The 7,302-nt window shown below is 61.6% G+C and carries 7 protein-coding genes; all 7 read right to left on the bottom strand.

The genetic code is table 11. The features are described 5' to 3' along the window. Positions 1-28 precede the first annotated feature (28 nt). From WD767_18885 to WD767_18855, 7 genes are read right to left on the bottom strand one after another with little or no spacing between them, the layout of a single operon-like run. A complete protein-coding gene (locus WD767_18885) occupies positions 29-1,039 on the bottom strand; it encodes a hypothetical protein (protein ID MEX2618158.1) in 1,011 nt (336 codons plus the stop codon). After that, on the bottom strand, positions 1,036-2,052 hold the full coding sequence (locus tag WD767_18880) for a kinase (protein MEX2618157.1): 1,017 nt from the start codon (positions 2,050-2,052) through the stop codon (positions 1,036-1,038). The genes WD767_18885 and WD767_18880 overlap by 4 nt, the downstream gene beginning before the upstream one ends. Next, positions 2,049-2,798: a nucleotidyltransferase family protein gene (locus WD767_18875; GenBank protein ID MEX2618156.1), complete on the bottom strand. Its 750-nt coding sequence runs from the start codon at positions 2,796-2,798 to the stop codon at positions 2,049-2,051. The genes WD767_18880 and WD767_18875 overlap by 4 nt, the downstream gene beginning before the upstream one ends. Further along, positions 2,791-3,735, bottom strand: a complete 945-nt coding sequence (locus WD767_18870; GenBank protein MEX2618155.1) for an NAD(P)-dependent oxidoreductase — start codon at positions 3,733-3,735, stop codon at positions 2,791-2,793. The genes WD767_18875 and WD767_18870 overlap by 8 nt, the downstream gene beginning before the upstream one ends. 8 nt (positions 3,736-3,743) lie before the next feature. Next, positions 3,744-4,913, bottom strand: a complete 1,170-nt coding sequence (locus WD767_18865; GenBank protein MEX2618154.1) for a DegT/DnrJ/EryC1/StrS family aminotransferase — start codon at positions 4,911-4,913, stop codon at positions 3,744-3,746. Positions 4,914-4,916: 3 nt separating this feature from the next. Then, on the bottom strand, positions 4,917-5,981 hold the full coding sequence (locus WD767_18860; GenBank protein ID MEX2618153.1) for a transketolase C-terminal domain-containing protein: 1,065 nt from the start codon (positions 5,979-5,981) through the stop codon (positions 4,917-4,919). Continuing rightward, on the bottom strand, positions 5,965-6,930 hold the full coding sequence (locus WD767_18855; protein ID MEX2618152.1) for a thiamine pyrophosphate-dependent dehydrogenase E1 component subunit alpha: 966 nt from the start codon (positions 6,928-6,930) through the stop codon (positions 5,965-5,967). Before WD767_18855 ends, WD767_18860 begins: the two co-directional genes overlap by 17 nt. Positions 6,931-7,302 lie beyond the last annotated feature (372 nt).

Here is a 7,302-nt window from a genome sequence, read left to right as displayed (position 1 = left end):
GGCATCCCCGGCGGCGAACGGCATTGGCTCAGGGAGGAAAAGCCAGACCGCTTACGCCATAGCGCGCGGTGAACGCTTCGATGACCGGATTCGAGTCCGTCAGCAGGAACAGCCGTAGCCCGGGAACCTGCGCCAGATACCGGTCCACCAGCACCGGAATGCCCCTGTTGGTTTCGTGTACGGTGGTGTCCTCGGAACCCTTGTCCACGTTTCGCACATGCACGCCCAGGACCGGCCGCTGCGTAAAGTTTTCCGCAATGAAGCCCTCGACCCGCGCCCGGATGTCCCGCGCCGGCACCAGGTATTTTTCATACAGCAGGCGGATGGCGTCCATCGGCGATGCGCCATGCAGCCAGTGATCCGCCCGCAGCCAGGGAAGCAGTTCAAGAACCTGGGTGAAGAAATCCGATACGACAATCCGTTCGGGCCGGTTCAGCAGATACAGCCCTGAAAAACGGGAATAGGAACCGTCCCAGATATTCAGCCCCACCGCGTCGAGATTGTCCCGCCGGTATTTTGCCGGATAGATATCCCCCTCCTCCGCCGCAAGTTCCGCCAGGTTCAGGGGCGCGATGGGGTCAAACAGCGTGCCGAAAGCCTCCTCCGTTCCCGCATCGATGTAGTAACTGTTCTGGCCCCAGTGAACGATCGGCGTGCGGTTGGACATTTCCGCCAGAAGCAGCGACGCCAGGACGTGCTCCACGTCGGACCAGAACCCGTAGCCCCAGCATTTGATCAGCAGCCAGCCTGTGCGGCGCGGCGGAATTGGCGTTTGCTCTATCGCGTCCCGAATGCGGCGCAATTCCCGGTCGAATTCCGGACCCGGCGCGCGCTCCGCCGCCATACGCGCCGCCTGCGACAGCCAGTAACGGCCGATATCCACCTCGCCGATCCGTCGCGCCGTTTCGGCCAGCAGCAGCGGCGACCAGGCAAAATCGGGAAGCGCTTCCATCATGTGGCGGCACAACAGGTCGGCCCGCCCCAGATTGCCTTTCTCGAGAGCCTGCTGAACGACGCGGACGGCTTCGGGAACACTCATGGCGGTCCCTGGAATATTTCCTGCTCTTCAGGTTCGTACACCACGATACGGCTGCCGGGGCTGCCGATTTCGATGGATACATGGGTGAGGGCGCTGAGTCGCCGGCGCACCGCTACGTGTTTTTCCGGGGCCACGAACAGCAGCAGGAAACCGCCGCCGCCCGCGCCCAGCAGCTTGCCGCCGATGGCGCCGGCTTCCAGCGCGGCGTCGTATATCTCGTCGATGGCCTTTGTCGTGACCCTGTCCGACATTTCCTTCTTCAGGCGCCAGGCCTCGTTCAGCAATTCGCCGATTTCAGTGATATCGCCGTTACGGTTCTGCAGGATCTGCGTGCCTTCGTCGACCATCGCGCCCAGCGCCCGCAACTGGGTTTTCCGCTTATCGACATTGGCGATTTTTTCCTGCTCGATCTCCGCCGCAATGCGCGAAAACCCCGTGAAAAACAGCATCATATGACTGTTCAGCAGCTTGCGCCGGTCCGGTTCGACCACGATCGGATGCACATCGAAGCTGCCGTCCTGCGAAAAACTGATCCGGCTCAGCCCGCCATGAGCCGCCCAGATCTGGTCCTGCGAGCCGACGGCTTCGCCGATGACTTCCTGCTCGATCCGGATTGCTTCCTGCGCCAGCGCCCTGGCCGATATCATGCGCCCGCGATAGGCGCTGAGAACGTGCAGCAGACCCACGGTGAAGGATGAACTGGAACCGAGCCCGGAGCGCGCCGGCAGGTCGCCGTCATGGTGAATTTCAAGACCTTCGTCGATTGCCATTTCGCTCATGACCGCGCGCACCGAGGGGTGCTGGATCTCGGATATCTTCTGCGCGAGTTCGATGCGCGAATAGACCACCCGGTGCTTGTGCTCGAAGAACGGCGGCAGGGTGCGTACGGTCAGGTAACAGTATTTGTTGATCGTCGTCCCCAGGACCGCGCCGCCATGGTTCAGGTACCAGGCGGGAAAATCCGTGCCCCCGCCAAAAAGCGAAACCCGGAACGGCGTCCTGCAGATAATCACGGCGTAACCCTCCCTCGCGCGGCGTCCAGATACGGCGACAGTATGGCCGCGGCGGCGGCAAGGCTCTCCGGCGTACCGATATCGTGGAATGTCCCCGCCGTCGCATAACCGCGGATCGTTCCCGGGGCCGCCGCCGCGAATATGTCGCGTTCAAGCGACGACGCCGCCTGCATCGCCGGATCGGCCAGGAAGGCGCGGCTGAACAGATACACGCCGGCATTGATGAAGCCGGCTCCGGATTCGGCGGGATCCTTCTCCGCGAAACGGGCGATCCATCCGCTGTCGTTCAGAACCACGCGTCCATAACGCGAACAGTCCGGCATTTCGACGCACATGACCGATGCCGCCGCTTCTTCGGCCTGGAAGTCGTTCAGGAACGCCGTCAGGTCGCCATCGATGAAGGAATCGCCGTTCATGACCATGACCGGATCGCCCTGCAGCACGGGCGCCGCATACCGCAGGGCGCCTGCCGTACCGGCCGGTTCAGGTTCCCGGACCGTTGCGATACGCAGTCCCGCCTGGGGATGCTCCGCCAGCCAGGCCTCGACCAGCCCCGCCAGATGTCCAAGGCAGAAAACGACACGCCGCGCGCCGAAGCGCCGCAGCCAGCTCAGCAGAAACACGATATACGGCTGCCCGCGCACCGGCGCCAGGATTTTGGGCGTCCCGTCCAGCACCCCGGCCAAACGCGTCCCCAGCCCGCCCGCCAGTACGACAATATCGATTTTCGACAGTCCTTCAGACATTGCTGTATCGGCTGTCATTCAGCATGACATAGCCCTTGATCAGTTCCCGTATCCCTTCGTCGAGCGAATAGGCCGGCTTGAATCCGGTCGCCTCGATCTTCGCGTTGGAGACAATGTAGTCGCGTTTATCCGGGTCTTCGCCGACAGGGGCCTCCAGCGCGACAAAATTCGGCAGATGCTGGCGGATTACGGAACACAGTTCCGCCTTGGACAGGTTCGCATCCGACAGCCCGACATTATAGGGCTCGCTCTTCATCGAATCGAAGTTCGCAATACCATGCAGAAAGGCCCGGGCGACATCGCGCACATGGATGAAGTTGCGTTTGAAATGCGCCTCGAACAGTACGATCGTCCGGTCGTTCACCGCGCGGTAGACGAAGTCATTGACCAGCAGGTCCAGCCGCATCCGGGGCGACATGCCGAACACCGTCGCCAGCCGGAAACTGATCGCGTTTTCGCGCGACAGTGCCGCGGCCTCCGCCTCGACCTTGGTCCGGCCATAGAGGGAAATCGGCCGCATCGGCGTTTCCTCGGTGCAGAATTTCCCGGCCTCCCCGACCCCGTATCCGCTATTGGTGATCGGCGTCAGCATCCACTGATCCGGCGACATCGTATCGACGATCATGCGGATGGCGTCCCGGTTGATCGTCTCCGCGCCCACCGCGTCGCGCGCACAGAGCGGCGCACCGACCAGCGCGGCCAAGGGAATGACAATGTCATGCTTCGCCAGCAGCGGCGCCATGAGCCGCGCATCGCGAGTATCGCCACGATAGATCTCCAGCTTCGGGTCGGCGCAGACATGGTTCAGCGAATCCTGCTGAAACATGAAACTGTCCAGCACGGATACCCTGTACCCTTCCGCCAGCAGCATCGGCACCAGGGTGGAACCGAGATAGCCCGCGCCGCCGGTGACAAGAATGGATGGTTTTTCACTCATGGCCTGTCCTATCTGCAAACCCGGTCCAGCACATCGCGCACCCGCTCGATCTGCGGTGTCAGATCGAAAGGATGATTGCCGACGAAAAACCCGTAATCATGGGCGATGTTCGCCCGGTCGATGCCGGCGGTGATCTCGTATTCGAAATGGCGGATCGCATCGTGGCGGGGAAAGCAGCCGCCGGTGATGATACGATAGCCGATATCCGCGTCCCGCAACGCGGCAAACACCGCTTCGCGGTCGAAATTGCGTTCCGGTTTGAGGATGATGGGAAAGCAGAAACTGGAGCTCCTGCCGTTCTCGCGCTGGATGACAAAGCGTTCGTCGCCGCCGAACAGGTCCTGGAACAGTTTGAGGTTCCTGCGCCGCGCCGCCGTCATGGCCGGCAGTTTGCGCAATTGCTCAATGCCGATCGCGCCGGACATTTCCATCGGCCGCAGATTATACCCCGGCAGGATAAACCGGTAGGCTTCGAAGAAGTCATCGTCGCGGGCCTGGTATATTTCGCTTCCGGCAGGCACGTCGCGGGTCCAGCCATGGGCGCGCAGGCTGCGCATCAGGTGGCACAGTTCCGTGTCATCCGTGACAACCATGCCGCCTTCCATCGTGGCGATATGGTGCGAGAAGAAAAAGCTGTGCGTTCCCATGTCGCCAAAACTGCCGGCCTTGCGGCCATTCAGTTCCGCATCCAGCGACTCGCAATTATCCTCAAGGAAATACAGGCCGTTCGCATCGGCGAAATCGCGCATCACGTCCAGCGCCGCCGGATTACCCAGAATGCTGACCGCCATGATCATGCGGGTCCGGTCGCTCAGCGCCGCGTCGAGCTGCGTGCAGTCGGCGTTCAGCGTATCGAGTTCGATATCGACGAATTTCAGTCTCAGCCCGTATTGCTGCAACGGATGGTAACTCGTGCTCCAGGACAGCGCCGGCACGATCACCTCGTCGCCCGCCCGCAGGGGCCGGTCTTTCCTGAAGAACAGGCTCGCCACCGCCACGAGATTGGCCGACGAACCGGAATTGACCATCACGCCGTGCCGGCATCCCAGATAATCGGCGAAGGATTGCTCGAATTCCGCGACTTTCGGACCCATCGTAAAGCGGTCGGCCGCGACACAGGCGGCGATTGCGGCCCGTTCCTCGTCGCCCCAGTTGGATACCGCCAGTTCGTAAAACACGGTCTAGAACGGCCCCCGAAACTGCGTCTGATGGGCCAGCCTGGCATGCTCCGGATCGGGTTGCCATGCCGCCATGTCGGGACGCACCATTTCATTCGCCTTCATCGCAATGGTTACCGGGTTCGGGTAGAACGCCTCCTCCAGGACCGGTGTGGTCGGACAGGTTACCGGTGCATAGCCCATCCGCCGGGCCATGACCGGCCGGCTCGCGCGTTCCACCACGCCGGCCACGATTTCCGCGCTCGCACCGCAATTCGTCCAGGCATTGTCCACCACCAGCAAGCGTCCGGTCCGCCCGGCGGATGCCGTGATCGTTTCGATATCCAGCGGCACGAGTGAGACGGGATCGATAACCTCCGCCTCGATCCCCGCCTCGACCAGCAGTTCCGCCGCCCTCAGGCATTCCACCAGCATGTTCGATACGCCCACGATGGTCACCGCATCGCCCTGGCGCACGGTCCGGGCCTGTCCAAATGGAACCGTATAACTTTCTTCCGGTACACACGCTTCGGTGGAATACAGCAGTCGGTGCTCTACGAAGATCACCGGATTGTTGTCGCGTACCGCGGTCGCCAGGCAGCCCTTGACGTCATAGGCATTCGATGGCGCCACGACCTTCAGCCCCGGCACATGCATCAGCATCGAATACAGGCCCTGGCTGTGCTGGGCCCCCTGGCCCCAGGACTTGCCGATCATGCAGCGCACCACCATCGGCACGGATACCTGGCCGCCATACATGTAGTGGCTTTTCGCCGCCATGTTGACCAGCTGGTTCATGCAGAGCATCAGGAAATCCATCCGGATATGAACATGGATCGGCCGCATTCCGGCCATCGCCGCACCGATGGCGACGCCCGTCATCGCGTCCTCGGACAGGGGCGTGGTAAATACCCGGTCCGGTCCGAACGCTTCAAGAAGACCGCGGGTCGAACCCTGAATGGCCCGATGGTCATCGACATCGAGGCCGAACACGAAGACATTGTCGTCGCGCGCCATCTCCTGCGCCTGCGCTTCGCGCAGGGCATCCACATAGGTGAGTACCCGACCCGGGTCAGTCTGCGTAGACATTGGTGTACAGTTCCTCGCTGGCCGGAAACGGGCTGCTTTCGGCGAAGTCCACCGCATCGGCGATTCGCGTTTCTATTTCGGCATCGACCCGCGCCCGGACGGCCTCGTTCAACTGTTCGCCGAGACGCACCATCTCGTCGCGCGCCTGCCATGCCTCCAGCGCAACCCGGTCCCGATAGCCCGCGTCATAGTCCTCGCCCGGTCCCACATGCTCCCGCCAGCGATAGGTCAGGCATTCCATGAATGCCGGCCCCGCCCCGGTCCGCATCCGCCCGATTACTTCCTGCGTCTTGGCCCGGATGGTGTCGGTGTTGCCGTCGGCAATCCGCGCCGCGGGAATGCCGTAGGTTTCGACACGCTCGCACAACCGGTCCGTCGCCCAGCGCTTTTCAAGCGGCTGGTGGATGGCGAACTGGTTATTTTCACACACGAAGAGGACCGGCAGGCGTTTCAGCGCCGCAAAATTCAGGCATTCGTGAAATACGCCTTCTTCCGTCGCGCCATCGCCAAAGAAGGCGACGACGACACGGGCTTCGCCGCGACGCCGGATCGCCAGGGCGTAGCCCAGAGCCACGGGGATTGTGGTTCCGACCACGGCCGAAGCCCCGAGCACATGATGCGCCATATCGATCAGATGCATGGACCCGGCCTTGCCGCCGGCATTCCCCGCCGCCTTGCCGAACAGTTCCGCGAACATGGCCCGCAGATTACCGCCCCGGGCGATATAGGCCGCGTGACTGCGATAGGTTGCCGATACAAAATCCTCCGGCAACAGGGCGTCGCAGACACCGACCGCGACGGATTCCTGGCCTATGGATAAATGGACCGGACTTTTGATCCGGTCGCTGGGATAGATCCGCGCCAATTCTTCTTCGACCCGACGGATCAGGCGCACGCCGCGATACAGCCGGTTCGCAATATTGGATGCTGTGTTGGAAAATATCGCCATTCTGTTTCGGGTGTCTGGTTGACGGCGCCCTTGCGCCGAAACCGTTCCCGCTTCCTTACCGGGTTACTGGATTTCCAGACCTTCGGCGCGTAGCCGCACCGCAAGCTCAAATCCGCCACAATGCCGAATCGCCTTTCGGTTTTACGAAATGCCTGCACCATCCTTCGCTCTTGGCCTGATGCCCGGAATCGTGCCACGACTATAGTGAATACAAGGTAAACGAGGCTGCAAGTTAGTAAAGTTGAATGAATGCAACCGTATCAGCGCCCGGTACACAATATCTGTAATTCACAATATTCAGCAAAGGCAAATGATTGTCCCTTTTCGCTACAGATTTCGTCGGGAGTTCATTAACCCGTTCGTTTAATGGCT

This window comes from Alphaproteobacteria bacterium (assembly GCA_040905865.1).
In the GTDB taxonomy this organism is placed as follows: Bacteria; Pseudomonadota; Alphaproteobacteria; order UBA8366.
The sequence above is the reverse complement of the archived record's forward strand: the minus strand, read 5'-3'. Positions and strand labels throughout refer to the sequence as shown.

What these genes read in the sequence shown, in the direction of transcription:
- WD767_18885 (MEX2618158.1), bottom strand. Translation starts at nt 1,039, where the DNA reads ATGAGTGTTCCCGAAGCCGTCCGCGTCGTTCAGCAGGCTCTCGAGAAA.
- WD767_18875 (MEX2618156.1), bottom strand. Translation starts at nt 2,798, where the DNA reads ATGTCTGAAGGACTGTCGAAAATCGATATTGTCGTACTGGCGGGCGGG.
- WD767_18870 (MEX2618155.1), bottom strand. Translation starts at nt 3,735, where the DNA reads ATGAGTGAAAAACCATCCATTCTTGTCACCGGCGGCGCGGGCTATCTC.
- WD767_18860 (MEX2618153.1), bottom strand. Translation starts at nt 5,981, where the DNA reads ATGTCTACGCAGACTGACCCGGGTCGGGTACTCACCTATGTGGATGCC.
- WD767_18855 (MEX2618152.1), bottom strand. Translation starts at nt 6,930, where the DNA reads ATGGCGATATTTTCCAACACAGCATCCAATATTGCGAACCGGCTGTAT.